At 63.8% G+C, this 26,176-nt stretch carries 23 protein-coding genes; 5 read left to right on the forward strand and 18 right to left on the reverse strand.

All coding sequences use genetic code 11. From position 1 onward, the window contains the following. Positions 1-10 precede the first annotated feature (10 nt). The 4 genes from KRX12_RS08010 to cobJ are packed head-to-tail and all read left to right on the forward strand — an operon-like array spanning position 11 to position 3,902. Entirely contained in the window at positions 11-487 is a 477-nt protein-coding gene (locus KRX12_RS08010; RefSeq protein WP_218363226.1) for a hypothetical protein, read from the forward strand. Positions 488-491: 4 nt separating this feature from the next. Then, positions 492-1,712: a precorrin-3B synthase gene (gene cobG, locus KRX12_RS08015; RefSeq protein WP_218366287.1), complete on the forward strand. Its 1,221-nt coding sequence runs from the start codon at positions 492-494 to the stop codon at positions 1,710-1,712. Positions 1,713-1,734: 22 nt separating this feature from the next. Then, a complete protein-coding gene (locus tag KRX12_RS08020; RefSeq protein WP_218363228.1) occupies positions 1,735-2,379 on the forward strand; it encodes a precorrin-8X methylmutase in 645 nt (214 codons plus the stop codon). Positions 2,380-2,381: 2 nt separating this feature from the next. Then, a complete protein-coding gene (cobJ, locus tag KRX12_RS08025) occupies positions 2,382-3,902 on the forward strand; it encodes a precorrin-3B C(17)-methyltransferase (protein WP_218366288.1) in 1,521 nt (506 codons plus the stop codon). An 84-nt stretch (positions 3,903-3,986) separates the two neighbouring features. Here cobJ and KRX12_RS08030 read toward each other — a convergent pair whose 3' ends face one another. The 18 genes from KRX12_RS08030 to KRX12_RS08115 form a co-directional block, all read right to left on the reverse strand. Continuing rightward, a complete protein-coding gene (locus tag KRX12_RS08030; protein ID WP_218366289.1) occupies positions 3,987-5,438 on the reverse strand; it encodes a hypothetical protein in 1,452 nt (483 codons plus the stop codon). A gap of 284 nt (positions 5,439-5,722) precedes the next feature. Next, positions 5,723-6,364, reverse strand: a complete 642-nt coding sequence (locus KRX12_RS08035) for a hypothetical protein (protein WP_218366290.1) — start codon at positions 6,362-6,364, stop codon at positions 5,723-5,725. An 802-nt stretch (positions 6,365-7,166) separates the two neighbouring features. After that, positions 7,167-7,904 (reverse strand): cobalt-precorrin-6A reductase, encoded by a 738-nt coding sequence (locus tag KRX12_RS08040; protein ID WP_218366291.1) that lies wholly within the window; start codon positions 7,902-7,904, stop codon positions 7,167-7,169. Continuing rightward, positions 7,892-8,662, reverse strand: a complete 771-nt coding sequence (gene cobM, locus KRX12_RS08045; RefSeq protein ID WP_218366292.1) for a precorrin-4 C(11)-methyltransferase — start codon at positions 8,660-8,662, stop codon at positions 7,892-7,894. The genes KRX12_RS08040 and cobM overlap by 13 nt, the downstream gene beginning before the upstream one ends. 13 nt (positions 8,663-8,675) lie before the next feature. After that, positions 8,676-9,854, reverse strand: coding sequence for a precorrin-6y C5,15-methyltransferase (decarboxylating) subunit CbiE (cbiE, locus tag KRX12_RS11015; protein WP_218366293.1), 1,179 nt, complete (start codon positions 9,852-9,854; stop codon positions 8,676-8,678). Positions 9,855-9,869: 15 nt separating this feature from the next. After that, entirely contained in the window at positions 9,870-10,589 is a 720-nt protein-coding gene (locus KRX12_RS08055; RefSeq protein ID WP_218366294.1) for an SDR family oxidoreductase, read from the reverse strand. After that, positions 10,589-11,719 carry a Xaa-Pro peptidase family protein gene (locus KRX12_RS08060; protein ID WP_218366295.1) on the reverse strand — a complete coding sequence of 377 codons (1,131 nt, stop codon included), beginning with the start codon at positions 11,717-11,719 and terminating at the stop codon, positions 10,589-10,591. The genes KRX12_RS08055 and KRX12_RS08060 overlap by 1 nt, the downstream gene beginning before the upstream one ends. Before the next feature lie 65 nt (positions 11,720-11,784). Continuing rightward, a complete protein-coding gene (locus KRX12_RS08065) occupies positions 11,785-14,586 on the reverse strand; it encodes an RNA helicase (protein WP_218366296.1) in 2,802 nt (933 codons plus the stop codon). Between the two features lie 59 nt (positions 14,587-14,645). Further along, a complete protein-coding gene (tatC, locus tag KRX12_RS08070; protein ID WP_218366297.1) occupies positions 14,646-15,794 on the reverse strand; it encodes a twin-arginine translocase subunit TatC in 1,149 nt (382 codons plus the stop codon). A 91-nt stretch (positions 15,795-15,885) separates the two neighbouring features. Continuing rightward, complete coding sequence (tatA, locus tag KRX12_RS08075; protein WP_218366298.1) at positions 15,886-16,254, reverse strand: Sec-independent protein translocase subunit TatA; 369 nt, start codon at positions 16,252-16,254, stop codon at positions 15,886-15,888. Between the two features lie 2 nt (positions 16,255-16,256). Continuing rightward, positions 16,257-17,258, reverse strand: a complete 1,002-nt coding sequence (locus KRX12_RS08080; RefSeq protein WP_218366299.1) for a YafY family protein — start codon at positions 17,256-17,258, stop codon at positions 16,257-16,259. 4 nt (positions 17,259-17,262) lie between these two features. Beyond that, positions 17,263-18,279, reverse strand: a complete 1,017-nt coding sequence (locus KRX12_RS08085) for a YafY family protein (protein WP_218366300.1) — start codon at positions 18,277-18,279, stop codon at positions 17,263-17,265. Beyond that, entirely contained in the window at positions 18,276-19,712 is a 1,437-nt protein-coding gene (gene pafA / locus KRX12_RS08090; RefSeq protein ID WP_255550172.1) for a Pup--protein ligase, read from the reverse strand. The genes KRX12_RS08085 and pafA overlap by 4 nt, the downstream gene beginning before the upstream one ends. Before the next feature lie 102 nt (positions 19,713-19,814). Then, entirely contained in the window at positions 19,815-19,997 is a 183-nt protein-coding gene (locus KRX12_RS08095; RefSeq protein ID WP_218366302.1) for a ubiquitin-like protein Pup, read from the reverse strand. 18 nt (positions 19,998-20,015) lie between these two features. After that, positions 20,016-21,515 (reverse strand): depupylase/deamidase Dop, encoded by a 1,500-nt coding sequence (gene dop, locus KRX12_RS08100; protein WP_218366303.1) that lies wholly within the window; start codon positions 21,513-21,515, stop codon positions 20,016-20,018. Next, positions 21,512-23,047, reverse strand: a complete 1,536-nt coding sequence (arc, locus tag KRX12_RS08105) for a proteasome ATPase (protein WP_218363648.1) — start codon at positions 23,045-23,047, stop codon at positions 21,512-21,514. The genes dop and arc overlap by 4 nt, the downstream gene beginning before the upstream one ends. A 44-nt stretch (positions 23,048-23,091) precedes the next feature. Then, positions 23,092-23,931 (reverse strand): tRNA (adenine-N1)-methyltransferase, encoded by an 840-nt coding sequence (locus tag KRX12_RS08110; protein ID WP_218363244.1) that lies wholly within the window; start codon positions 23,929-23,931, stop codon positions 23,092-23,094. Positions 23,932-23,978: 47 nt separating this feature from the next. Continuing rightward, positions 23,979-25,223: a M18 family aminopeptidase gene (locus tag KRX12_RS08115; protein WP_218366304.1), complete on the reverse strand. Its 1,245-nt coding sequence runs from the start codon at positions 25,221-25,223 to the stop codon at positions 23,979-23,981. Between the two features lie 66 nt (positions 25,224-25,289). Here KRX12_RS08115 and KRX12_RS08120 point away from each other — a divergent pair, with 66 nt between their 5' ends. Continuing rightward, positions 25,290-26,162 (forward strand): RecB family exonuclease, encoded by an 873-nt coding sequence (locus KRX12_RS08120; RefSeq protein ID WP_255550173.1) that lies wholly within the window; start codon positions 25,290-25,292, stop codon positions 26,160-26,162. Positions 26,163-26,176 lie beyond the last annotated feature (14 nt).

A 26,176-nucleotide genomic window follows, 5' to 3' on the forward strand; every position in this document is an offset into this window, starting at 1 on the left:
GGATAAACCCATGTCTGAATTTGACCAGAACATTGCTCTCGGAAGGGAGCTTTTCGGCGACACCCTCGATAGCTATGAACGCAGCGCACAGTCCCTGCTGGAGTCCTGGGACCAAGACTTCAGCGATGCCGCGCTCACGGAGCTCGACCAGATTCTGCTGCGCGCCTATGGTCTCGAGAGCGACTACGCAGATAAGGTTCTCGGCGCCTTGGGGCTGCCCGTTCCCGAGGAGGCGGAGTATGTGACCATGCTGCTCGGCCAGGCCCTCGTGGCCACCGGGCAGTGGGAGTGGGCGCTGGTGTGGGCACCGCCGAAAATCCCCGGCGAGATCACCTTCACCTACTGCCTCGCCCGCGCCGACCACGAGCAGCTGCTCTTTCCTGGGTCCTGGGTGAAAATGGCCGTATTCGGCACCGCTCCCGAGGAGCCGCTCGACGCCGCGCCGGGGCTGGCATGGGCTCTGGGCTCGGCACGGGACTATCTTTAAAGCTATGGAGAAGTTCGATCACGTCCCCTCTGTCGCCGACACGCTCGGTCTTGGCAATCGCCAACGCGGTGATGGCTGCCCTGGCGCGTTGAAGATGCATGAGGCCGCCGATGGGTTCATCGGCCGCATCCGCATCGCCGGTGGTCGCGCCAGCTCGGAGCATCTTGCCGCGCTCGCCCACCTTGCCGAGGAGCATGGCGATGGCGATATTCACGTCACCACCCGCGGCAACGTCCAAATCCGCGGCATCCGCCAGCGCGAGGCGTTTTCCTCGGCGGTGTGCGAGCTCGGCCTCTTACCGAGCATCGCCCACGACAAGATCCGCAATATCATCGCCTCTCCCCTCTCCCGCGACCTCGACGCGCTCGTCGCCGACCTCGATCGCGGGCTGCTGGCCAGCGAGGAAGTCACCGGCTTATCCGGGCGCACCCTCTTCGGCCTCGACGGCGGCGACGGCGGCATCACCGCCCAGCACCCCGACTTCGGCATCCAATTGATCTCGCAGCGCGAGGCCATCGTGATCCTCGGTGGTCTCCCCACTGCCCTCTCGGTGCTTATCGACGCCGCCCCGCAGGTCCTCATCCACGCCGCTGAACAGTGGCAACGAATCCGTGGTGAGTGCTGGCGCGTGCAGGAAAGCCCCGAGCGGCGCGCCCAGCTGCTCGACTATCTGGCGGAGCTGCCCGAGTGCAGCCCCACCTGCGAGACCGTGCAGCTGACGAAGCGAGCCAAAGCCGAGGACGCCCCCATCGGCTGGCTGGAGCGCAGCGATGGCCGGGTGGATCTCGGCGCCTCCTTGCCTTTTGGCGTCCTCAGCGCCCGAGTGGCGCAGATGCTGGCCGCCAGCGACAAACCCGTTCGTATTACGCCGTGGGCCGGCGTGGTGGTGTGCGATCTCGACGAAGACGAAGCCGAGGCCGTGGCCAAGGTGCTTGCGCCCCAAGGGCTGGTATTTGACCGCCACTCCCCGTGGCTGCGCGTCAGCGCCTGCACTGGGCTTCCCGGCTGCACCAAATCCCGCAGCGATGTGCGCGGCGATGCCCTGAGCGCGATCCGCACCCAGGCCCTGCCCGATCCCTCCACCGCCGACGCGGTGCACTTCTCCGGCTGCGAACGCCGTTGTGGGCACCCCTTGCACAATTACTGGGACTATGTGGCCGAAAGCGATGGCGACTACGACGTCACCGTCGCCAGCGGCACTCCCGCTACCGCGCGCACCTTCTAACCCCGAGAGGAAACCCTGTCAGGTGTACACCTACGAAACAGACGGCAACGAGATTTACCGGCAGTCCTTCGCCATGATCCGCGAGGAATCCGATCTCTCCCCCTTCGATAAAGAGCAGTCCCAGGTGGCTGTGCGCATGATCCACGCCGCCGGCGCCACCGACCTCGCAGCCGATATCGAGTTCTCTGCTGGACTTGTCCCCGCCGCGCGAGAGGCACTACGCAGCGGAGCTCCCATCATTAGCGATGTGAATATGGTGCGCTCAGGCGTGACGCGCACCCGGTTGCCCGCGGACAACGATGTTGTCTGCATGTTGCGCGATGAGGAGACCGTCGAGCTGGCCCGCAGCAGAGGAACCACGCGCTCTGCCGCAGCCGTGGAACGCTGGGAGCCGATCCTCGAAGGCGCCGTGGTGGCCATTGGTAACGCCCCCACCGCGCTATTCCACCTGCTCAACTGGCTCGCCGAGGATCCGCAGCGACCTCGCCCAGCAGCCGTGCTCGGCATTCCCGTCGGTTTCGTCGGCGCCGCCGAATCCAAGGTGGCCCTAGCGGAGTCCGCTGCCGATCTCGGAATCGAGTTCCTCACCGTTCATGGCCGCCGCGGCGGCTCTGCCATCACCTGCGCCGCCCTGAACGCCCTAGCCACCGAGAAGGAGATCATCTAACCGTGGCTTCCGGAACACTCATCGGCATCGGGGTCGGACCCGGTGATCCCGAACTACTCACCCTCAAGGCCGTCGCCACGTTGAAGCAGGCCGATGTGGTGGTCTATCACGCCGGCCCGAAGCGCAGCTCGACCGCGCGATCCATCGCCGCCGACTACCTGCCCGCCGACTGCGAAGAGGAACTGCTCGCCTACCCTGTGACCACTGGGATTACCAACCACCCCGGCGGCTACGCCGGGGCCATGGCCGAGTTCTATAGCGAGGCCGCCGAAAGACTCAGCGCGCATCTCGCCGCCGGCAAGACCGTGGTGGTGCTCAGCCTGGGCGATCCCATGCTCTACTCCTCGTATCAGCACCTGCACCGGCTATTGGCAAGCGACTTTGAGGCAAAAATCATTCCCGGTATCCCGTCTATTACCGCCTCCGCTGATGCCTTGGGGCTTCCCCTCGCCGAGGCCGAGGACATACTCGCTGTGCTGCCCGCCACCGTGGGCGTGGAAAACCTCAAGCGCGCACTGAGCACCGCCGATACGGCCGTGATCATGAAGCTGGGCCGCACCTTCACCGCCGTCCGAGACGCCTTGGAGGCCACCGGCCGACTGGAGGATTCTTATATCGTCTCCCGCGCCAGCATGGACGGCCAGCGCATCGTGCCTGTCCGCGAGGCCGATCCGGAGAATATTCCCTACTTCTCCTGCGTTGTGGTGCCCAGCCAGCGTCAAGGCTTTGTACTTGAGGATCAACAGCCCTCCCATGGTGAGGTGGTGGTGCTGGGACTCGGCCCAGGCAACTCTGCATGGACCACCCCCGAGACCTCTTGGGAGCTCGCCAGAGCCACCGATGTGGTGGGCTATTCCACCTATGTGCGGCGGGTGCCGCAGCGGGCCGGACAGCGCCAGCATCTCTCGGACAACAAGGTGGAAGCCGAGCGCGCCGCCATGGCCCTCGACTTGGCGAAAGAAGGCAAGCGTGTGGCCGTGGTCAGCTCCGGTGATCCGGGAGTATTCGCCATGGCCTCAGCGGTGCTCGATGTGGCCCAAGATCCGCAATGGGCCGATGTATCGGTGCGGGTCGTGCCGGGAATGACCGCAGCGCAGGCTGTGGCATCGCGCGTCGGTGCCCCTTTGGGGCATGACTTCGGCATGATCTCCTTGTCCGACCGGCTGAAGCCTTGGGAGGTTATCGAGAAGCGGATCCGTGCACTTGCCTCCGCCGACATGGCCTTCGCGGTGTACAACCCGGCATCGAAGACCCGCCGCGAGCAGGTGGCGAAACTCGCCGAGATCGTCGGCGAGTACCAGTCGCCCGAGCTGCCGGTGATCGTCGCCCGCGCCGTGGGCTCCGAGCAAGAACGGGTGCAGGTGACCACGCTCCGCGACTTCGACCCGGAGATCGTGGACATGCGCACCATGGTGATTATCGGCGCCTCCACCACCACCGTGTATCGCGGCGGGCCGGAGAAGGCCACGAGGGTGTTTACCTCTCGCCGCTATGACACCCAGGACCCGTTGAACCTGTTTTAGGGTCTGAATCAGCAATGATGAAGCCGGCTGCGCACCTCTTAGGGTGCTGCAGCCGGCTGTGCTGTGTAGCGAAGCAATAAGAGCCTAGTTTTTCTTCGATTCCTGGCGCTTGTCTGGGCTTTGGCGAGCCCACGTGCCGATGGGACCGGCCACACGCGGCGTTTGTTTGCCCAGCAAAGCGCGTTTATTTGCATCCTTTTCCTCCGGCGCGAGGACGGAGATGACAGGCCCCTTCCCCTGTGTCTTAGGGCTGCGGCCCGCAGTGGGGCCGAACGCCGCCATGGGGCCACGACCAGGGCTGGGCTTGCTGTTGCTCGTATTCTGCCCCAGCACCGCCGGCGGTGCCGTGGCGGCACCGCGTGGCGACGCCGTCGGGTTCGGGGAGTGATTCGGAGTAGAAGTAGCCGCGGGCGGGATCAGCGGCTGAGCAGAGCGTGCCAAGGGGGTAGCCCCTGCCCCACTGCTACTACGCAGGGACGCACCTGGTGCGGAAAGCCCGGCGTGCCGCGGCGTAGTGGATGTCACCCCGCGGGCTGAGCCGGTGGCGCGTGGGATCGCTCCAAGTGGATGCACTGGACTGGTTGCGGTGTGGCGGCCGGCAGATGCTGGGGATGGCGAGCCCAACGTGGTGGGCGTGGTGAGCGCATTGGTGAACGTCTGTGGGCTTCTCGCGCCGCCCACCGTGCCGGCGAGCGGGGATGCCTGCGGTGAAGAAGGATGGAGCGGGTTCTGCGACAGCTGTGGTGCGGCCGCTGAGGTGCTGGGTGCCGTGGTGGTGCCGGCGGTCTCGGTGGAGGGCGCGGCGATACTGGAGAGTTCGTTGAGGGCGGCGTGGGCACGCGCCATAGAACCCGGCTGGTTGCTGGTGCTGTTGTGGGTGATGGCGTCGAGGGTTCGAAGTGTTTTAGGGACGTTGGCTCCCGCGGCGTCAACGGCGTGATCCATGCCCGTGGGAATGAGATGGGCGTAGCCGCCTTGTGGTGGAGTGGCCATGAGATTGCGGAGAACCGGTACACCCATGTGCAGTGTGGGCGGAAAGAGTGTGGTGGTGAAAGTTTTAACGAAGGCGTCCTCGGCCTGAGCCTTGAGGGCCGGATCGGTGATGTGGGCGGTACGCGCCGCCGCCTCGTTAACGAGGGAGTGGCCGTAGCTATGGATGGTGTGCAGGTTCTGCACCGTCATGCCCATCGCCTCGGCATTGACGGAGAAATTCTGGGCTTGTTGCGCAGCTTCTCGGATGGTGGCTGCAGAGGTTTCGACCGCTTCGCCCTCATTGGTGCCGGCGATATCTGCAGCTATGTGGTGCAGATCAGCGGAGATGGCGGCCGATTCAGTAGAAATCCATCGCCAAAGGTCGGCCGTAGCACCAACAATGTTGAGCCGTGTCGCGGCGAAGGCCGCCTGGAGCGCTTGCAAGGAGGTGGCTGGATTAACCACCGCTGGCGCGAAGGGGAAATCACTGTAGAAGATGCTCGGTTTCGGTGGAAACGTTCCCAAGACTTCCGCAGAGGATGTTCCGTAAAGGCTTTCACGCATAGCCTCATCCTGAAACTGGAACCCGCCATTTGTTGCATGCGTGGCGTCGCTGAGCCAGTGAACGTGCTTCACAAAAAGCGAGGCGACTTGTGTCAAGCTGCCTGGAGTGGACAGAAGAACATTCCCATGCTGCATGCCCAGCTGGTCTAGCCCGGAGACTTCGGTGAAAGTTTTTATTACGGAGCCATTGGCTATATAAAAATGCATGAAGTCCATCCGTTCTAGGCATGAACTTATTCGATCCCCGTTGAAGCCAAGATTTCCAGTGCAGACGTCCATCGTGATTACCCCTTCGTCTTTTCCGATATATGTTTTAGTACGTTATATGCGAGGTTGCATGCATCGTGTTGTGTGTGCTTAAAAAAATGTGTTGTGGAAATAACCGACACCCGTCCTTCTGGGGTGAAACTTCCGGCTCCACAATGCGTTACTACCGAATCTGGAAGCTCAAAAGTGTGAACCTTCTCATCTGTAATAAACTTCCCTTTCGGGTGGATTCGCACCCTGGCTTCTAGGCTCTCGAGGGTGTTTGGGTCCGTCATCGTTAAATAAGACGTCGAGTCCGACAGTTCAGTATGGTACACGCATGAATCAATTCCATCGTTGAAAATATGCGGAACAAATTTACGTTTCTTTAGTCCGAGCTTTTCCATGTCTGCCGGCGAAATTACTTCGCAGGTATTGAAATAATCAAATCCCGGCGCCTGGTAGTCGAAGTTCTCTGAGGTGGCTTCGAACCAGTCGGATAATTCAGTGCCTGATTCCTCAGTGGTCGTCGAATCTTCCTTGGTGGTGTTGCTTGTTGCCTCCTCAGTTTCTGCTTGCCCAGTCACTGTTGCGCAGCCGCTGGTTGTGACCAGCGCTAGGGCTAGGACGGTGCCGAGGGTGCGGCGGCGTTGTACTGCGGAGTGTCGGAGGTTCCTCATGGGGTCCTTTCATTAGGTGGGTAAAAATAAGAGTGAATGAGGATGGACAATCGTGCAGTACAACTCACTGCGGGTGCCCTTTTAAGGGGTAGCGAAGTGGGTGCAGAGACGACATCCCCCGAGGCCATCTCTGCACCACTTCGCCAATGTCGCCGCCATTGCCAGTGGATATGGCGGCGACGGGGCGCGCTGCTCAAACAACCCCTATGTTTGAGCACGCAGCCGATGCTGCCGGGGTGTGCGTCGCCACAATACGGTCGCCGCTGGAAGCGGATTCCGCCGCTGGGTGTGCGGTGGCGAGCACGCGCCTTCTCGGAGAGGCACCCCTCGCCGGGATCGCCGGCGTGAGGCTTTCTCCATGGGCGCACGCTGCGGTGAGAGGCAGTATCTTTCGAGTTCCGTTCCCACATCAGAGCCGCACCAAAGCGAAGCGAACGGCGAAGCGCCGCCGCATCACTCAGCTGCGTAGTAGCACCACAAACCATGTGTGCTGCTTCCCCCTTAGACTCAGATATTGGTACGTTCACTCGGCCACAGCGCTGCAATACAGTGTGGTTGCGAGCTCATGGTTCGCGCCGTGGTGTCATGGGTGGGACACCGCGCGCACTCATGCGCTCACAGGGAGTAGACGTATCCACGGGGCCGCGAGGTTCCCTTGGCCCTTTTAGGGGGTAATAGCCGATTGAAGGCAGAACAAAGACCCCTCTCCCCTGCCGCTGTTATGCAGAAGGGATGGAGAGGGGTCGGAGAGGTATCCGGTCTCGGAGCCTCGGGCCTCGGGGTGGGGATAGGAGCCTGTCGGCTAGACCAGCCGAGCTTCGCGCATAGCGTCAGAGGCGTTGTCCACCACGATCACGTTGGAGCCACCCGGTAGCGGGGGTCGTTCGACCATGACTACGTCGATGCCGAGCTCCCGGGCAGCGTCGAGCTTGGCCCGGGTGTAGTTGCCGCCGGAGTTTTTGGTGACGACAACGTCAATCTGGTTGCCGATCATGAGTTTCTTCTCCGCTGCGACGTCGAAGGGGCCACGATCGAGGAGAACGCGATTGCGCGGCGGCAGCGCTACCTCTGGCGGATCGACGCAGCGGATGACGTAGAGATTATGGGTATCGGCGGCGAAGGGCGCGAGCTTTTGCCGCCCGATGGTGAGGAAAATATGCGAGTAGTCGCGGGCCACCACGCGCGCTGCCTCGTCCACACTGTGCACGGAGTGCCAGCGATCCCGCGGCTGCGGGGTCCAAGCGGGGCGGTGAAGAGCGATGAGCGGGCGGCCGGTGGCGCGGCTCGCCTCGGCGGCGGATTCGCTGATGACCTCGGCGAAGGGGTGGGTGGCATCGATGAGCACGTCGATATCGTTGCTCACGATCCACTGCGCCAGCCCCGCCGGTCCGCCGAAGCCGCCGATACGCACCATGCCCACAGGCAGGCGTGGATTCGCTACCCGGCCCGCCAGCGAGGTCGTGACCTCCCAGTTCTCGGCGAGCATGCGCTTAGCGAGGTCGCGTCCCTCCGAGGTGCCGCCCAAAATTAGTGCACGCATGGAATCGTCCTTCCGTGTTCATCGCGGGGCCGGTCATCCGAGTAGAGGAAGGAATCCGGGAACTGCTCGGCGGCGAGGACCTTGCCGACGATAATCATGGCAGTGCGGGTAATTCCTGCGTCGCGGATGGCGGCAGCGATCGTCGATAAGCGCCCGCGCACGATCTGCTCCTCGGGGCGGGAGGCATAGGCCACCACGGCCACTGGGCAGTCGCCATAGTAGGGCTCGAGAGTGGCCACGACCTCGTCAATTGCGTGAGCGGCGAGATGAATGCACAGGGTGGTGCCGGTGCGGGCGAAGTTCTCCAGCTCCTCCCCTTCGGGCATCTGGCTGGCGCGACCATTGATGCGGGTGAGCACTACGGACTGGCCCACGGTGGGCACCGTCAGCTCATGGCCGAGGCTGGCGGCCGCAGCGGCGAAGGAGGGCACCCCTGGCACGATCTCGTAGTCGATCCCGAGCGCGCTCACACGCCGCGCCTGTTCCGCTAGCGCCGAATAGACGCTGGGATCCCCCGACTGCAGCCGGGCCACGTCCTTGCCCTCCTTGTGGGCGCGCTCGATCACCTCCATGATCGCGTCGAGCGGCATGCGGGCGGTATTAATCACCTCCGCGCCGTCTGGGGTGTGCTCCAGTACCTCCTCCGGCACGATACTGCCGGCGTAGAGGCACACGGGGCAACGCCGAATGAGGGCATCGGCCCGCAGCGTTAAAAGATCGGCGGCACCGGGGCCAGCGCCAATGAAGTACACAGTCATAGGGGTTGTCTTTCTATTTGCTTACACGCCACTGCCATACAGGATAGGCCGGCTTATAGGCGGTGAAGGAACCGATCGAGGTTTCGTTTTCAATCGCGATGCGCCGCAGCGTGCCGCCGTAGTCTCGTTTCAGCTGCCAGAGCTTGTCGACGCTTTCTGCCGTCACCGCATTGGCCACCAGGCGCCCACCTGGGCGCAGGGCCGCCCACGCCGCCTCCCAGACTCCCTCGGCGGTCAGCCCGCCGCCGATGAAGATGCAGTCGGGAGAGTCACTACGCAGTAGAGCATCGGGGGCGGCGCCGCTGATGTCCAGCTGGGGCACGCCGAGGGCGCGGGCGTTGGCCGCGATGCGCTCGGCACGCTGCGGATGGCTTTCGAAGATGCGGGCGCGGTTACGGGGATCGAGTCGCAGCCATTCGATGCTGATTGATCCCGAACCGCCGCCAATGTCCCACAGCAGCTCCCCTGCTCGGGGCGCCAGCGCGCACACGGTGAACGCACGAATATCTTGTTTGGTCAGCTGTCCGTCATGGTCGTAGCTGTCATCGGGCAGCCCAGGGGCGAGGGTACGCGCCGCCCGTGCCGGCGGTTCGACCGCGATAACGGCAAGGCCGCTGTCTTGTTCCGGTGGCGCGGCGGCAGTACCGGTGGTGATGCACTCGTGTGCCGCCCCGAGATCAGCGAGCACCGTCACGGCCGTGTCCTCGAGGCCGCGTTCGCGAAGATAGTCGCATATCGTGGCCGCGGAGGAGCGATCGCGCCCGAGCACGAGGAAGGGCCGGGCCTGATCCACCAGCACTCCAATGCTCGCGACATCGCCGGTCACCAGCGAAGTGTGCGGAGTGTGCTGCTGCGCCCAGCCAAGACGCGCACAGGCCATAGCGAAGGAGGACACCGCCGGATAGATGCGCAGCTGCGCCTCCGGCACCTCCCGCTGCAGCGTGCTGGCAATGCCGTGGAAGAGCGGATCACCGCTGGCGAGCACAGCGACGCGCTGCTGCTGCAGCTCGGCGATCATGCCCGGTAGGGCGGGCACGAGCGGTGAGGGCCAGGCGCGGGTGGCGGGCGCATCGACCAGCGCGAGCTGGCGCGTCGAGCCCAGCACAATCTCGGCGGAGTCGAGGGCGGCACGGGCGGCGGGGCTGAGCGAGGACAGCCCCTCGGCGCCGATTCCGATGACATCAATGATCACAGAAGCTGACCTTTCTTAACGCGGCATCCGCCGCCACACCGGGCGCGGAACCAGAGACATGATCCACGCCAGCAGCCGCAGCCGACGCGGCACCCATACCGTGGCGCTGCGGCCGCGGGCAGCCAGCACCGCCTCGGCAACCTGATCGGGGGTGGATGACAGCGGCGCCGGCGACATGCCGGTGGTCATGGACCCGATCACAAACCCAGGGCGGGCAGTGAGCAGATGCACCTCCGTGCCATGCAGCCGATCAGTGAGTCCTTGGCAGAAGGCGTCCAGGCCGGCCTTGGTGGAACCGTAGACGTAGTTGGCGCGTCGGGCCCGCCAGCCGGCGATAGAGGAAAAAGCGTAGATGGTGCCCGAGCGCATCACATCGGCCAGCACGGTGAGCATAGATACCTGCGCCACGTAGTCGATGTGGGCGATCTCGGCGGCGTGCTGTTCCTCGTGCTCTGCGCGTTCTTGTTCGCCGAGAATGCCGAAGGCGACGATGGCATCGGTGATCGCCGCTCCCCCTGCCTGTTCAACGAGGCGGCGGTGCGAGTCCAGCTCTGTGGCATCCCACTCGATGATTTGCACGCTGGCGGCTCCCAGTCGGCGGAGCCGCTCGGCCACCGGTTGCATTCTTTCCGGGGATCGCCCGGCCAGCACAACGGGCCGTCCGCGGCAGAGCCGGGACGCCATCTCGCCGCCGATATCAGAGGTGCCGCCAAGCAGCAGAAGGGTCTCTGACATCAGTGATCCTCGGGGTGCGCGCCGGAGCTATCGGGATAGAGATTCCGGGGGCGTGTGTTGAGCACGCGCACCCCGTCATCGTCTACCGCCACGATGTCTTCGATGCGGGCGCCGAAGCGCCCGCGCAGGTAGATGCCCGGTTCCACAGAGAAGCACATACCCGGCTGCAGCACGAGATCATTGCCCGCGATGATGAAGGGCTGCTCGTGTACCTCGAGCCCGATGCCGTGGCCGGTGCGGTGGAAAAAGGCGTCGCCATAGCCCGCGGCCTCGATGATGTCCCGCGCGGCGGCGTCGATGTCTGCCGCGCGCACCCCAGGCGCAATGGCGGCGATGGCGGTGCGCTGCGCCCGATCCAGCACGGAGTACATCTCCGCGACGTCGGCGTCGATCTCGCCTACCGCGTAGGTGCGGGTGCAGTCGGAGTGATAGCCGCTGGGCATAGTGCCGCCGATATCCACGACCACGATGTCGCCGGCCTGCAGCCGGCGATCGGAGAAGCTGTGGTGCGGATTCGCGCCATTAGGCCCAGAGCCGACGATGACGAAGTCCACGGTGCTATGCCCTGCGCGGAGGATGAGCGTGTGCAGCTGCTCGGCGATAGCGCGCTCACTCACGCCCTCCTGAAGCAGCGCGGGAACCTGGGCGTGCACCGCGTCGATGGCGGCTGCGGCCTCGGCGAGCCACTCGATCTCGATGTCTTCTTTGACCACGCTCAACTCCGGAAAGGCGCTATCGACCCCACGGATCGGCCGGTCCATAAAGTGCGCTGCATGCGCGAGGGGCATCTGCTCACTCAACGCCAGCGGGGCGTCGCTGGCGGCATCGTCGAATACCGCGCGAACCATGCCATAGGGGTCCTGCCCATCGCGCCACCCGCGGACGGTGACGGAGGCGGGTGCCTCGTGGGCGTCCACTTCGGGGATCACCACCACGGGCTCGCCGTGGGCGGGAATCACCAGCGCGGTGAGCCGCTCGTGGGTATCGAACCCGAGGCCGGTGAAGAAACGAAACTCTCGCCCCGGGCTGGCCACCAGCGCGGCATAACCCTTCTCCGCGATGAGCGCCTGGGCGCGTGCAATACGTGCTGAATAATCGATACTCACTACAGCCTTCACCTTCTTCTTCATGGGCACGGGGATACTGTGCGGTGCTGCCTGCCCACTACATTAGGCGGGCGGCGTCGACAAGCGTGCTAGGTGCCCACCGCCACCACGCCGCGCCGCATGGCGTCGATGGCCTGCCGTGCAGCCCGCTTGGTCTCCTCGTTATAGCCGGTCTTGCGCACCTGCTCGAGCAGATCCGCGACCTGGCGCACCTGACGCACGAAATCGCCGGGGGTCAGCTCGGCGCCGCACTCATTGGCCGCGGCGAGGCAATAATCCAGGGGCGCGCCGGCGCTCCACTGATGGATCGCCAAGGCAAAGGCCGCATCCGGTACCGCCGTCTGGTCGAGCTGATGGCGCTTTTCATCCACCACCAGCTCATCCCACACCCGCATCGTGCCGTCGATAGCGGCCGCGAGCGCATCGGTCGGCGCTTGCGGACTGCCCTGGCCCGGCTTGCGGTTTTCGAAGCTGGCGCAGCTCGCTGCCCCCGCCAGCTCAGCGGGGTCGAGGCCATCCCAGATTCCGCGCCGCAGACACTGGGCCACAAGCAGATCGGATTCGCTGTGGATATGCGCGAGCTTCTCGCCTTCCTCGGCCACCACGGGCTCCCGAGTCTCGGGATCGAGTTCGACATAGTCCAGCTCGGTGAGCAGCCCGAGAATCCGGTCAAACTTTTTGCCGAGGCTATCGGTGGCGGTATCGATGCGCGTGCGCAGCTTATCGACGCGACGCTGCGCCTTCGCTGACTCCATGGCGATCGCCACCAGGTGCTCGCGCTCCGGATAGCGATGCGCGGGATGTTCAGTCAGCGCCGCGCGGAGAGCATTCACCTTCTTATTCGGGCGCGTGCGCACCCGCATGCGCTTGGGCCGGGCAAAACCGCCGTGGCGCAGCTGGCCAGTCAGCTGGCTGCGCTGCTTCTTCGAGGCTTTGCCGTGGACTATCGCCCGCGGCAGCCGCATAGTGCCCAGCCGCTCGGGTGCCATGCCCACCGCCTCCGAGTCGATGCGACCCATCCAGCCGCTTTCGAGCAGCACTAGCGGGGCCGGGTTATTAGCGAAGCGGGCCTTTTCAATCACCACTGCGAGCAAGGGCTTCTTTTGGCCTGGCACGGCGATGACTTCGCCCACCTCGAGCCGCCGCAGCGTGGCGTCTGCCTCCTGAAAACGATCGAGCAGCGAGGCACGTTTGGCCTGTTTTTCCTCTTCGCTGAGCCGCTGCCGCAGGGCGGCATAGTCGCTGAGCTGCTGGGCGGCCTCGGCCGCGGGAATATCGAGCTCGACATCCTCGAGACTGCGTTCGAGGGTGGTGCGCGCCTCCTCGAGGCGTTTTTCTGCCCGCTGTAGCGAGCGAACCTCCTCCACCACGGTCCCATCGGCCTGGAACTGGGCAAAGGACTGCTCGATGAGGGTGAGCGCGGCCTCATAGCCTTGGGTGGCCAAGAGGTTCACGCTCATGTTGTAGCCGGGTTCGAAGGTGGAGTTGAGCGGATAGGTGCGGGTGGAGGCCAGACCCGCCACGCGGTGCGGATCCATCGCGGGCTGCCACAGTACCACCGCATTGCCCACCGTGTCGATCCCGCGGCGACCGGCGCGGCCGGTGAGCTGAGTGTATTGGCCAGGGGTGAGATCCACATGTCCTTCGCCGTCGAATTTCACCAGCTTTTCCAGCACGACGGTTCGTGCCGGCATATTGATGCCAAGCGCCAGGGTCTCTGTGGCGAAGATGGCTTTGAGCAGCCCCCGCGAGAAGAGATCTTCCACGATGTGCCGGAACGCGGGCAGCATGCCGGCATGGTGCGCGGCAAAGCCCCGCATAAGCGCCTGCTTCCAGCGGCGAAACTGCAGGACTTCGAGATCGTCGGCGGGAATATCCGCCACCCCAGCGTCCACGGCCGTGGCGATGGCCTGTGCCTCCTCCTCATCGGTGAGCACCAGCTTGGAGCGCAGGCACTGGTAGAGGGCGCCATCGCAGCCGGCACGAGAGAAGATAAAGGTGATCGCGGGCAGCATGTCGTGATCCTGCAGCACCCGCAGCACCTCGGGGCGAGCGAGGGGGCGATAGGCGTCCTGGGAGCGCGTCTGGCCCGAGCGGCGGGCCGAACGGGCGGGCGCACCGCGGGAGCTCGCCCGATTCCGGAAGGAGCCGGAGCGCGGCGCGGCCGGGGTATCGGCGCGGGATTCGAGCTTGGTGATTTTTTCTACCAAGCCGCGATTGACCTCGGGATCCTCCGCGCCATCGCCTTTTTCGAAGAGCGGAAACAGCCGTCGGCCCACGAGCATCCACTGATCCAGCGGCACCGGGCGGGAATCGGTGACGATCACATCGGTATCGCCGCGCACGGTGCGCATCCATTCGCCAAACTCTTCCGAGTTGGACACGGTGGCAGATAGCCCGATCACGCTCACCCACTCGGCGAGGTTGAGGATCACTTCCTCCCACACCGCGCCGCGGGAGCGATCGGCGAGGAAGTGGATCTCATCCATCACCACATAGCCCAGCCGGTCCAGTGCTGGGGAGTCGGCGTAGAGCATATTGCGCAGCACCTCGGTCGTCATCACGAGGATGTCTGCGGAGCCGTTAATAGAGACATCGCCAGTGAGTAGCCCCACCTCTTCTTCGCCATGAATGGCGACGAGATCGTGGAACTTTTGATTACTCAGGGCCTTGATGGGAGTGGTGTAAAAGCATTTGGTGCCGCGAGCCAAGGCGAGAGAGACGGCGAACTCCCCCACGATCGTTTTGCCCGCGCCGGTGGGCGCACAGACCAGCACGCCACGTCCGGCCTCGACTGCTTGGCAGCCCTCGATCTGGAAATCATCGAGCTCGAATCCGAGTTCCGCGGTGAACACTCCCAGATGAGATAAAGGATCAATCTTTAGCGCCATGCACCCCACTTTAAGGCATGCCCGCGACACCAGCCGCGGGCACCCAGTGCCTAGCGGAACTAGAGGACGTCATCGAAGTGCGAGGAGGGCGCACTGCCATAACTGGAGGAGGGTTTCTGGTCTCCCGGCTGGCTGGGAGTGACCTGTCCCGGTTGGGCGACCGGATTCGGCTGGCTGACGCCACCTGGCTGCGAGATAGACCCGGCAGAGTTCACCGGCGCTGTCGGCGCTGTGGGGCGCACCTGCGCGGTGGCGGAGGGATCCGCGATCGGCTGCGGGGCATCCACCCCACCAGGCTGGGTGGACAACGTCGAGGCGTGTTCATCGTCCACATCCATCCAGTCGGGGCGCTGCTTTTTCCGACGCTTGTCATTGAAGCGGGTGAACTGCAGCGCTCCCTCGACGAGCAGGATGAGGCTCAGGGCGAGAACCACCATGGAGAAGGGATCCTGGCCGGGGGTCATCACAGCCGCGAAAATGAAGAGCAGCACGATGATGATGCGGCGCTTATCTTTGAGCTGATCATAGGAGACCACGCCCATGATGTTGAGCAGGCCCAGGATGAGAGGCACCTCGAAGCTGATTCCGAAGATCAGCACCAGCGCCAACAGGAAGCGGAAATACGAGTGGGCGTTCAGGCCCGCCACCGCCACATCGGAGGCCATGGTGATGAGGAATTCAAGCCCGATGTCCACGATGAAATACGCCAAGCAGGCACCCACGATGAATAGGGTCACGGCCAGCACGACAAAGGTGACCGTCCACTTGCGCTCGTTCTTCTTCAGCCCGGGGGTAACAAAAGCCCATAGCTGATAGAGCCAGACCGGGGAGGCCAACACCGCCCCCGCCAACGCGCCGACCTTCATGCGCAGCAGGAACATCTCGAAAGGCGAGGTCACCAACAAGCGGCACTCGTCTCTCATCGTAAAGTCCGCCCGCAAGTCTGGGTCCACGCTGCAGTAGGGGCCGCGCAGAATCTCGCCGAGAGACTGGATCGGCCCCACACTCACTTGGAACCAGGCGAAGCCCACCACCGTGCCGATGCTGAACGCGATCAGCGAGATGATCACGCGCGTGCGGAGCTCGCGGATGTGATCCGACAGCGACATCGTGCCATCGGGAGACTTCGGTGGTTTCCGGCGCTTCGGCTTGCTGCGGCCGGCAGTACTCACCGCGCGCCGCGGAGAGCCGGGAGTGGAGCTGCTCATATGGATAGAATTCCTCTTCAACCCAGATAATGAACAACCGCGCGCACCACCACCACAGCTACTGGTGGCGGTCGCGCGCGGCGGCGGTTAACTAGCCCTGCTGGTTCGGGTACTGCTGCTGGTTCGGGTACTGCTGAGCGGCAGGATCGGGCTGCGGCTGCTGCACCGGCTGGGGCTGTTGGACGCCCTGCGGCTGCTGCACCGGCTGGGGCTGTTGGACGCCCTGCGGCTGCTGCATATAGGCACCATTAACCGGCTGCTGGCCCTGCTGTGGCAGCTGCTGTTGCTGGGGCTGGGCGGGCTGGGGGTTATCGTCGTTGCTCATCTCCTTGACCTCGGACTTGAAGATGCGCATGGAACGGCCCAAGGATCGGGCCGCATCCGGCAAACGCTTCGCACCAAAGAGGACAAGGATGACGAAGACGATAAGGGCAATTTCCCAGAAGCCTAGAGTTGGCATAGTTACCTCTCAGTAGCTGTCGCTGACGTGTGGTCGTTTATGAACTGATCATACGCGTCGAGTGCAGCATGGGCGCGCACGAGGCTCGCTTCTTGTGCCACCGCCGGCGAGGAGATTCTCACATTCTCCCCCAGCGATGCCACGAAGCAATAGAGCCAGTGCGGATGCAGCATGCGCACTGTGGCTGGATACCATCCGTCGATAGGCTCCAGCTGAAGCTGTACAGGATAGTATTCTGCCACCCATAGCGCTTCTTCTTTTAACTGGATGTGTACGTCTTCCCCCGAACTCGTGAGATCGAAGGGATCATCGGCGTCCAGGGTGACGATGCTGGGGACCTCCCGCGGCAGATCAAGCACGCTCGCGCTGTGGGCGCGGTCGGCGCGAAAGGTGCGCTCCGCAGCGCGGTCGTGGTCCCAGCCACGCACATAGGAGTGGCCATCGTGATCGAAGATGGCGACGGGGCTGATGGTGCGCAGCTGGGGCTCGGCGTCGAGCGCCCCGGAGTAGCTGAAGCGCAGCCGCTTATCCACGGCCACGGCGTGGCGCACCGTGGCGAGAAAATCTCGTTCCGCAGCGGAAAGGCTCTGCTCCACATCCATCACCGGCGCCCCGGCGGCGCCGAGCGCGGTGCGTAGTTTCTCCGCAGCTGAGGTGATGGAGTCCACATCGGCCACCGAGCCGCGCGATTCTAGGGCTTCGAGGGCGAGCAGCAGCGTGCCCGCCTCACTGGCTGTGAGGTTGAGCGCTTTGTCCATGCCCTGGCTATTGGTGATGGTCACGGACTTAAAATCCGTTTCGAAATCCACCAAGTTATCGGGCATCAACCCCGGGGTTCCACAGCACCACAACCGGCGCAAATCGGCGGCGATCTCACCGGGCGAGCGGCCCAGATCGGCGGCGGCTTCAGCGATGGTGGTGTCGGGATGCGCCTGGAAATAGGGAATGAGATTGAGCAGGCGAACGAGATCATTGACCCGCTCGCCGGTGTGTGCACGGGCCATGAGATCAGTGTCCTTTCGCGGTGTCCGGGTCGAGGGACTCCTGGGTGGCTATGAATCCACGCAAGCGATGTGTGATGGCCTCGACGGCCTCCGGCGGCGAGGTGACCAGCACCTCTGGCGCCTCACCTACCGCGGTGGTGACCAGCCAGTTGAAGTCCACACCGCTGAGGCTATAGTGCCCAGGCTCTGTTTCCTCCGCGGCACGCAAGAGTTCGGAGCTGAAACTGGGAGATTGCTGTAGCACGAGGTGGGCGTCGACAAGCGGCTGGCGAAAAGACAACAGCTCGGTGATGATCTCCGCGGGCGTGGTATCGGCGGGTGGTTCGTGGGTGCGCGGGCCGTTAGCGGCGATGTTATCGATACGGCTGATACGAAACGCGCGTGGGGCCGCGCGGTCGAGATCGAAACCGAGCAGGTAGATGCGGCCGCCGACCGGGGCGAGCGCCCAGGGATCCATGGCGCGTCGCTGCGGGTCGGCGCCGACATGACGGTAGTAATCGAAGGTGATGGACAACCGGCGATGGCACACCCGCACTAAACGCTCGAAGGTGGTGGTACTCAGCGTGGAGAGATCACTCACACTGGTGTACTCCCCTGCCGGGCTGAGCTCCCCGCGCTGCGCCCCGCCGGCGGCGATCTTGGTCCAGCCGGAGCGGGCGAAGGTGGCGAGCTCGCCGCTCATGCCCTGCTCCCCCGCGAGCGCCAGCACACTCGCTTCCTCGGGGGTGAAGGTCATCTCCGGCAGGGAGTAGCGCGACTCCACGAGGCGGAAGCGCTTGGTGTTGAAGATATCTTCCTCAGAGACGATGGGCACGCCCACCGCACGCAAGACCGCGCGGTCGCGCTGGAACATCTTGTCAAAGGCGGCATCGCTTTTGTTCTGGTATCCGGACACATGGGCGCGGATCCATTCCTTGCTCAGCCCGCGGCCCTGGGCCGGGGCATTGAGCAGGGCGAAGGTGAGGTTGATGGCTCGTTCCAGAGCCTCTTCGCTCGGCGTGCGCGTACTGGAGGAACTCATAGCCTCAGGTTATCGCGTTGGCGGCAGCAGTGTGCGCCTTCGCACAAAGGAAAATGCTTCTCCATATAGGCGATGAGCGCGTCCACGTCCGGATCGGCGGTGGCGAAAGGATCGCCGAGCTCCACCAGCTGCGGCTCCGGTCGTGAGACCTTCATCCGCATCCAATCCACCGCCACCGGCGCCGCGCGGCTATAGGCCGCATCGAGGAAACGGCCCCGCAGATGGGCGCGGGTGGTCGTCGGCGCGTGGTACATCGCGGCGTCAATGGCCTCGTCGCTCGTCCAGCGATTGATCAGGCCTTTGCGCTGCAGCAGCAGCGCCAGCCCGCGATCGGGGGCGATGTCATGATAGGTCAGATCCACCTGCGCCAAGCGGGGATGATCCAGTCCACAGCCGAGACGCGTTTGATAGCGCTGCAGCAGCGAGCGCTTAATCACCCAGTCGATATCCCGCGAGACGGGGGTGAAGTCTCCGGTGTCGAAGCAGGTAATCACCCGCTCCCACAGCTTGACGACCCGCTCGAGTTCGGCGTTCGGCTCGGGTCGCTGCTGCAGCCACTGCTGGGCGGCGTGGAGATAGATGCGCTGAATTTCGAGCGCCGGCAACGTGGAGCCATTACGCAGCGGCACGGCGGCCGCCCCGCTGAGATCGCGGGAGATCTCGCGAATCGCGCCCACCGAGGATTCCAGCTCCACATCGGGTAGCGGCATGCCTGCCTCGATGAGCTCAAGCACCAGCAGGGTGGAGCCGAGCTTGAGGGCGATGGTGGGCTCGGCCATATTGGCGTCGCCGACGATCACGTGCAGCCGCCGGTAGCGCTTGGAATCGGCATGCGGCTCATCGCGGGTGTTGATAATCGGCCGGGTGCGGGTGGTGGCCGAGGACACCCCCTCCCACACGTGGTCGGCGCGCTGGGACAAGCAATAGCCGAGGGAGAAATCATCCGCCTGCGGCAGCCGTGGGTGATGAATCATTCCGGCGCCGCAGATGAGCTGGCGGGTAATCAAAAAGGGCAGCAAGGTGCGCGAGAGCACCTTCAGCGAGGTCTCGCGAGAAACAAGGTAGTTCTCGTGGGCGCCATAGGAGTTCCCGCGCGAGTCCACGTTGTTTTTGAAGAGATAAATCGAGCCGGGATAGCCCATGGTCTCCAGGCTCGCTTGGGCCTGCTCGGCCAGCTGATTGACCAGCCGATCACCGGCGATGTGATAGTTGATGAGCTGCTCGATGGAGTCGCATTCCGCAGAGGCGTATTCGGGGTGATCGCCCACATCCAGATAGAGCCGGCCGGCATTGCGGGTGAAGATATTCGTGGAGGAAAAACGCTCGCGGATCGGCCGATAGAGGTGGCGGGCCACCTCGTCCGGGGTGATCTCGCGGCAGCGCTGTCCTGGGGCGCAGCGGAAACTCACACCGTATTCGGTTTCAATTCCCATGATGCGCCGCAGAATCGCGGACTCGGCTGATTCCGCAGCTGCGTTCTGAGCTGCTGTGTTCTGAGCTGCTGGCGTGCTATCCCCGTGTGTCATCGTGCTGGCCTACTGTCCGCCCTTTTGCACATAGGCGCGCACGAATTCTTCGGCGTTGTCCTCGAGTAGATCATCGATCTCGTCGAGCAGCTCGTCGGTGCCCTCGGTGGTGATGTTCAGCTGGCCGAAACCGCTGTCCTGGTTATTCTCCTCTGGCCCGCCACCGGGGGTGGTGATCTGTTCTTGTGCCATCGTCGCTGTCTCCTTGAGTTATTCGGGGTTGATCATTCGTGCCGCGGCGGCGGCTGTGGGCTGCTCGAAGGCGGCCGCGGTATCGGCGCGGGTATATCCATCGACGGCCACCATAGGCACAGTGAGCATCGACTCGCCCTCGGCCACCACCACGCGGTCCCAGTTGGCGCCCACGACCTCATCGGGGTAGCGCGTCATAAACATCCCGCGGGTATAGGCGCGCGAGTCCGTGGGCGGCTCATAGGCGGCGCGCCGGATGGTCTCTTCATCCACGAGAGTGCGCATGCGTTGTTTGCGCACCAGGGCGTGATAGAGCGAGGTACGCGGATCGATATCGCTATATTGCAGATCCACCAGCGCAATCTTGGGATGATCCCAGCTGGCCCCGCGTGCCACGAAGCCCTTCATGAGCGCGTATTTGGCGACCCAGTCCAGCCGGTCCGCTGCCGCAAGTGGGTTGGTGGCAAGTAAGTCCGCGGCCTCATCCCACTCCGAAAGCAGGCGCTTATCGACGCCATCTCCCACCGCCGCAGCCGCACGCCGGCGGTATTCGCCGAGGATCTCCAGCGCCGTGAGGCGCCGGCCATCGGCGAGCTCGAGGCGGTGGCTCAACGTCAGATCCCGGGATACGGCCGAGACCTCGGCCACGGGATGCGCTAGGGCCAGATCGCTGAAGCGTTCGCCGCGCTGAATGGCGGCGATGACAAGGGAGGTCATACCGAGCTTGAGGAAGCTCGAGATCTGCGACATAGAAGCATCGCCGATGATCACGTGCAGTCGGCCATAATGCTCATCGTCGGTATGAGACTCGTCGCGGGTGTTGATGATGCCGCGGTTGAGCGTCGTCTCCAGGGAGATCTCTTGCTCGATATAGTCGGCGCGTTGGCTGATCTGAAAGCCCGGCTTGTCTCCATGGGGGCCCAGCCCCACTCGGCCGGCGCCGGTCACGACCTGGCGGGTGACGAAGAAGGGGATGAGCGCGGCCGCGAGCTCATCGAAAGGCACGGCGCGGGAATAGCGATAGTTCTCGTGGGAGCCATAGGAGGCGCCCTTGCCGTCCACATTGTTTTTATACAACTTCAGCGGCGGGCAGGGCTCGTGCTTATCCAGCGCGCTGATCCCAGCCTCACTCAGTTCCGCCACTGCGGCGATGGCGTCGAGCGCCACCCTATCCCCCGCCTGGTCGAGCACCATAGCGTAGAAGGGATCCGCGGTCTCTGGCGAGGACACCTCGGGATGGGCGTGATCCACATAGAAGCGGCCGCCATTGCCGAGCACGAGATTGGCCACTCCGAGCGCATGCGGGTCGATTGTCGGTGCGGTGTGATAGCGGCGCAGATCAAAACCGCGGGCATCGCGCAGCGGGGTCTCTGGTCCGAAGTCCCATTGCGTGCCCCGCCGTGCACCCCGCGAGGTGGCATATCCCACCACCGCGTGGGTGGAGGAGATAATCGGGCTCAGCAGCGGTGCGCTCGGGGTGGAAATACCGTACTCGGTTTCGGTGCCAATGAAGATCATGAGAGCACCACCTGGGCCTCCACGACGCGCGCACCGTGCCGGCCGGTAATCCGCGCCCACTCATCGGGGTTGGAGGTATTGGGTAGGTCCTCGTTTTCTTTCATCTCCACCCGCACGGCCTCGCGGAGGTGCTCGGCAGAAACGCCACACACTGTGTCCTGCGGATCCGCCAAATGCTGCTTGATGGCCAGCTTCTTAGCGCGGTCCACGATATTGGCGATCATGGCGCCGGAGACGAAATCATTGGTGTAGAGAGTCTCCTTGCAGCCATTCGACAGCGTCAGCACCACATAGGGGCGCGGGGTAAAGAGCTCCTCTGTGGCGAGGTGAATGAGCTCCTCGCGCTCGCACGCCAAAGGAATCGTGTCGGTGATATAGCGGCTAAAGATCTCATGGGCCTGTTCCCTATTCGGCCGCGATACCTTGATCTTCACATCTAGACGGCCAGGACGCAGGATCGCCGGATCAATGAGCTCCTCGCGGTTGGTGGCACCAATCACGATGACATTGGCCACCGACTCCACACCGTCGAGTTCCGCCAGCAGCTGCGGCACCACGGTGGTTTCCATATCCGAGCTACGCCCCGAGCCACGGGTGCGGAAAATAGATTCCATCTCGTCGAAGAACACGATCACGGGGCGGCCCTCGCTGGCCAATTCCCGGGCGCGCTCGAAGATCAAACGAATCATGCGCTCGGTCTCGCCGACAAACTTATTCAGCAGCTCGGGGCCCTTGACGTTGATGAAATAGGACGAGCCGACCTCCCCAATACGCGCCGAGAGCGAGTTCGCCACGGCCTTGGCAATAAGGGTCTTGCCACAGCCAGGCGGGCCATATAGCAGCACCCCCTTGGGTGGGTGCAGATCAAAGTGCTTATAGAGCTCGGGGTGGGTAAAAGGAAGCTCCACGGCATCGTGGATCATCTCGATCTGCTCATCCAGGCCACCGATATCGGTGTAGGTGACATCTGGGATCTCCTCCAGCGCCAAACGGTTGATCTCCGTGTGCGCCACCACCTCCAGCGCCATCAGTGCACGGGAATCATAGAGCACCGTGTCACCCGGTTTAACCGCGCCGGGCTCGCGCAGCGCCTGAGACACGGTGAGTACCGCATTATCGCTGGTGGTGGTGCTAATCAGGATGCGAGAGCCATCCAGTATTTCCGACACAGTAGCTAATTGCCCGGTGGTTTGGGTGCCGCATACCTCGACCACCGCGGAGCTCTCCCCTAGCCGCACCAAGGCGCCGGGCACCAGCTCGGAGGCAGCGACCTCGGGGCTGACCATCAGCCGCATTCGGCGTCCGCCGGTAAAGACGTCCGCGCTAGAATCCTGATAGCCGGCGTCAAGCACGACCCCGTAGGTACTGGGAGGCTGGGCCATGGATTCCATCTGCTCGTTGAGCAGGGCGAGTTTATCGCGCGAGGACTTTAACAACTCCACGAGCTTGGTGTTTCTGCCGGCCAGCTCGCGGTTGATGCGCTGGAGGTGGCGGACCTCAAAGGTCGTCTCCTGAGCGTCGGTGGTCAAAATAGACGCATCTCCTCTAACAGTGTGTCGTACTTTTAAGGCATAGCTTACTTGCGGGCGCGGCGCTGTGGACGAGGAGGGGTCACTCCATCGGCCAATTTGCGGGTCCACACCAAAAACGCGGTGTGGGCATTCATCCGGTGCTCGGGTCGAGTGGCCAAGCCTTCCACCTTCCATTCGCGCACCAAGGACTCCCAAGCGCGCGGCTCGGTGAAGCACTTCTTGTCTCGAATGGCCTCCATGATCTTCATTAGCTGCGGCACCGTGGCCACATAGGTCATAAACACTCCGCCCGGCATGAGCAGCTCAGCGACATTGTCGATACACTCCCAGGGCTCGAGCATGTCGAGGATGATGCGATCGACCGGCCCGTCGGTGTCCTCGGGGCCCACCTGCGTCATATCTCCCAGCCGCAGCGACCAGTTCTTCGGAGCGGTGCCGCCGAAGTATTCGCTCACATTGTTCTGGGCGACCTCAAGGTGATCTTCTCGGATCTCATAGGAGATCACCTCGCCTTCGTCTCCGACAAAGCGGAGCAGCTGCATGGTCAGCGCTCCCGAGCCGGCCCCGGCCTCCAGCACGCGGGCACCGGGGAAAATATCGCCCTCGATGAGAATCTGCGCGGAGTCCTTGGGGTAGATCACCGCCGCGCCGCGCGGCATGGAGAGCACGTGATCTACCAGCAGGTGGCGGAAACAGAGATATTGCCCGCCCTGCGGGGTGGTTACCACCGAGCCTTCGTCGAGGCCGATGATGTCATCGTGTTTGATCTGGCCCTTGTGGGTGAACATGCTCTCACCCGGGGTGAGCTTGATGGTGTGGTGACGGCGCTTGGGATCCGTCAATTGCACCCGGTCACCGGGCTGAAAGGGGCCGGAATAGGCCATGGCGATTGTGCTCCTTTATTTAAGGGTATGAGAGGCGAAAGAGGGTTCTAGGACAGCAGATAGGCCTGCATCGCGGTGGCGAAGTTATCCACATCCTCCGGTGCGGCCAGCTCGCGGGCGGAGTGCATAGACAGCATGGGGATGCCCACATCCACTGTGTCGATGCCCAGACGCGTGGCGCTGATCGGGCCGATCGTCGAGCCACAAGGAACATCGTTGCGGCCCACGAACTGCTGGCATTGAACCCCGGCGTCACGGCAGGCCCGCTCCCAGAGCGCCCAGGTGTGGGCGGTGGTGGCATAGCGCTGATTAGCGTTGATCTTCGTCACCGGCCCCTGGCCGAGCTGCGGCAGATGCTCGGGGGCGTGCTTGTCTGCGTAGTTGGGGTGCACCGCATGTGCGGCATCGGCAGATAGGCAGCTGGCCTGCGCCAGCATCTGGTGATACTCCTCCCGGCCGCCACCGAGGGCGGCGGAGAGCCGGCTCAGGACCTCCTCCAGCAGCGGCCCGCCGGCGCCGGTGGGCGATTGGGAGCCCACTTCCTCGTGGTCAAAGGAGGCGAGCACCATGATCGAGTCCGGTTCTGCTGCGGCAGCCTGGCGCAGGGCCAGCAGCGAGGGATAAAGGCTGGAGAGATTATCCAGCCGCCCAGCGGCCAGCATGGACTGCTCGGCGCCCAGCAGCGCCGGGGGCTGGGCATCGACGGTGATGACGTCGAAGCTGGCAATATCCTCTACCTTCACCTCGGCACAGCGGGCGAGTTCTTCGAGAATCACCGCGCGGTCGGGGCGGCCGAATCCGGCGATGGGATGCAGCTGGGTTTGCTTATTCAGGGAGATATCGTTGTCGCGGCTTAAGTGGATAGCGAGGTGCGGGATACGGGCGATCGCCGGGGTATGAACGAGCCGCGTGGTGGCGTCGTGAAGCACCAGCTCGCCGGCGAGTGCGAGATCCCGATCCAACCACGAGGCGAAGATCGGGCCGCCATAGACCTCTACTTCTACTTGGTTCCATCCATGCTGGTAGCTATCGGCGTGGGGCTTGAGCTTGAAGCCTGGCGAATCGGTATGGCTGCCGATAATGCGCAGCGGCGAGGTGGCGCTGGCCTTCGCCGGCACCCACCACGCGAGCAGCGCCCCGCCGCGCAGAAGATAGTGGCCGCCGGGCTGAGCGTCGAAGGGCTGGCTGCGGTCATAGGGGCGGAAACCCGCTTCGGCGAGCAGCTCGGCGCCGCTGCGGGCGGCGTGAAAGGAACTGGGCGAGGAGAGCAGAAAGTCGCGGAATGAGGTCATGGCACTTAAGGATAGTGCCGCCTACTCCCCACGCTTGCGCGGGGAGGCTTAGACTACATAGTCACTATGGCACAGCTAGCACTTTCTCCCTCCCGCGCCTCGGACTACCAGCGCTGCCCGCTGCTCTACCGCCTCCGCGCCATCGATAAAATCCCCGAGCCCACGACCCTGCCCCAGATCAAGGGCACTCTCGTGCACGCAGTGCTCGAGGAGATGCACAAAGAGCAGCGCTCCAGCCGCGACTTTCCCCGGGCCGTGAAAAAGCTGAAGCCACTATGGGCGCAGATGGTGGAGAAAGACCCAGAGCTGCTGGAGCTGGTGCCCGAGGAGGATCTCTATGATTTCCTCGTCGAGTGCCGCGCCCTGCTGCGGGGCTATTTCGAGATGGAAAATCCGCAGGGCTTCGACGCCAAGCAATGCGAGATGTATGTGAACACCACCCTGCCCAATGGGGTGCCGGTGCGCGGCTTCATCGACCGAGTAGACGTCGCCCCCACGGGGGAAGTGCGCGTGGTGGACTATAAGACCGGCAAAAAGCCACTACCCCGCTATTCCCACGACGCCACGTTCCAGATGCGCTTTTATGCCCTCGTGTACTGGCGGCTTTATGGGGTGATCCCGCACCAGCTGCGGCTGATGTATCTCAAGGTGATCGACTCGATGTTTCTCACCCCCTCCAAGGAAGAGCTGGAGTATTTCGAGCGGGATCTCGGCGAGCTCTGGGAGAAGATCCTCGCCGATGGCCGCAGCGGCACCTTCCGGCCCCGCACCTCGAAGCTCTGCGGCTGGTGCGCGCATCAGTCCCTCTGCCCCGCCTTCGGTGGCACCCCGCCGGAGTATCCCGGCTGGCCGGGGCCGCAGGACACGCTGCCCCTGCACGAGGTCAGCGCCGCGCAGTCCGCGCAGTCCGCGCAGGACACCGGCCAGGACGCTAAGTAGAGCGCGGCCGAATC

The sequence above is a fragment of the Corynebacterium sp. TAE3-ERU2 genome (genome assembly GCF_019209955.1).
GTDB classification, from domain to species: Bacteria; Actinomycetota; Actinomycetes; order Mycobacteriales; family Mycobacteriaceae; genus Corynebacterium; species Corynebacterium megadyptis.

Bases quoted from the DNA above. Each gene is read 5' to 3' on its own strand.
- KRX12_RS08110 (WP_218363244.1), bottom strand. From the start codon at position 23,931: ATGGCCTATTCCGGCCCCTTTCAGCCCGGTGACCGGGTGCAATTGACG.
- KRX12_RS08055 (WP_218366294.1), bottom strand. From the start codon at position 10,589: ATGTCAGAGACCCTTCTGCTGCTTGGCGGCACCTCTGATATCGGCGGC.
- cobM (WP_218366292.1), bottom strand. From the start codon at position 8,662: ATGACTGTGTACTTCATTGGCGCTGGCCCCGGTGCCGCCGATCTTTTA.
- KRX12_RS08065 (WP_218366296.1), bottom strand. From the start codon at position 14,586: ATGGCGCTAAAGATTGATCCTTTATCTCATCTGGGAGTGTTCACCGCG.
- KRX12_RS08040 (WP_218366291.1), bottom strand. From the start codon at position 7,904: ATGCGTGCACTAATTTTGGGCGGCACCTCGGAGGGACGCGACCTCGCT.
- KRX12_RS08115 (WP_218366304.1), bottom strand. From the start codon at position 25,223: ATGACCTCATTCCGCGACTTTCTGCTCTCCTCGCCCAGTTCCTTTCAC.
- tatA (WP_218366298.1), bottom strand. From the start codon at position 16,254: ATGCCAACTCTAGGCTTCTGGGAAATTGCCCTTATCGTCTTCGTCATC.
- KRX12_RS08030 (WP_218366289.1), bottom strand. From the start codon at position 5,438: ATGCGTGAAAGCCTTTACGGAACATCCTCTGCGGAAGTCTTGGGAACG.
- dop (WP_218366303.1), bottom strand. From the start codon at position 21,515: ATGATCTTCATTGGCACCGAAACCGAGTACGGTATTTCCACCCCGAGC.
- cobG (WP_218366287.1), top strand. From the start codon at position 492: ATGGAGAAGTTCGATCACGTCCCCTCTGTCGCCGACACGCTCGGTCTT.
- tatC (WP_218366297.1), bottom strand. From the start codon at position 15,794: ATGAGCAGCTCCACTCCCGGCTCTCCGCGGCGCGCGGTGAGTACTGCC.
- KRX12_RS08010 (WP_218363226.1), top strand. From the start codon at position 11: ATGTCTGAATTTGACCAGAACATTGCTCTCGGAAGGGAGCTTTTCGGC.
- KRX12_RS08120 (WP_255550173.1), top strand. From the start codon at position 25,290: ATGGCACAGCTAGCACTTTCTCCCTCCCGCGCCTCGGACTACCAGCGC.
- KRX12_RS08095 (WP_218366302.1), bottom strand. From the start codon at position 19,997: ATGGCACAAGAACAGATCACCACCCCCGGTGGCGGGCCAGAGGAGAAT.
- KRX12_RS08060 (WP_218366295.1), bottom strand. From the start codon at position 11,719: ATGAAGAAGAAGGTGAAGGCTGTAGTGAGTATCGATTATTCAGCACGT.
- pafA (WP_255550172.1), bottom strand. From the start codon at position 19,712: ATGGGAATTGAAACCGAATACGGTGTGAGTTTCCGCTGCGCCCCAGGA.
- KRX12_RS08085 (WP_218366300.1), bottom strand. From the start codon at position 18,279: ATGAGTTCCTCCAGTACGCGCACGCCGAGCGAAGAGGCTCTGGAACGA.
- KRX12_RS08035 (WP_218366290.1), bottom strand. From the start codon at position 6,364: ATGAGGAACCTCCGACACTCCGCAGTACAACGCCGCCGCACCCTCGGC.
- KRX12_RS08080 (WP_218366299.1), bottom strand. From the start codon at position 17,258: ATGGCCCGTGCACACACCGGCGAGCGGGTCAATGATCTCGTTCGCCTG.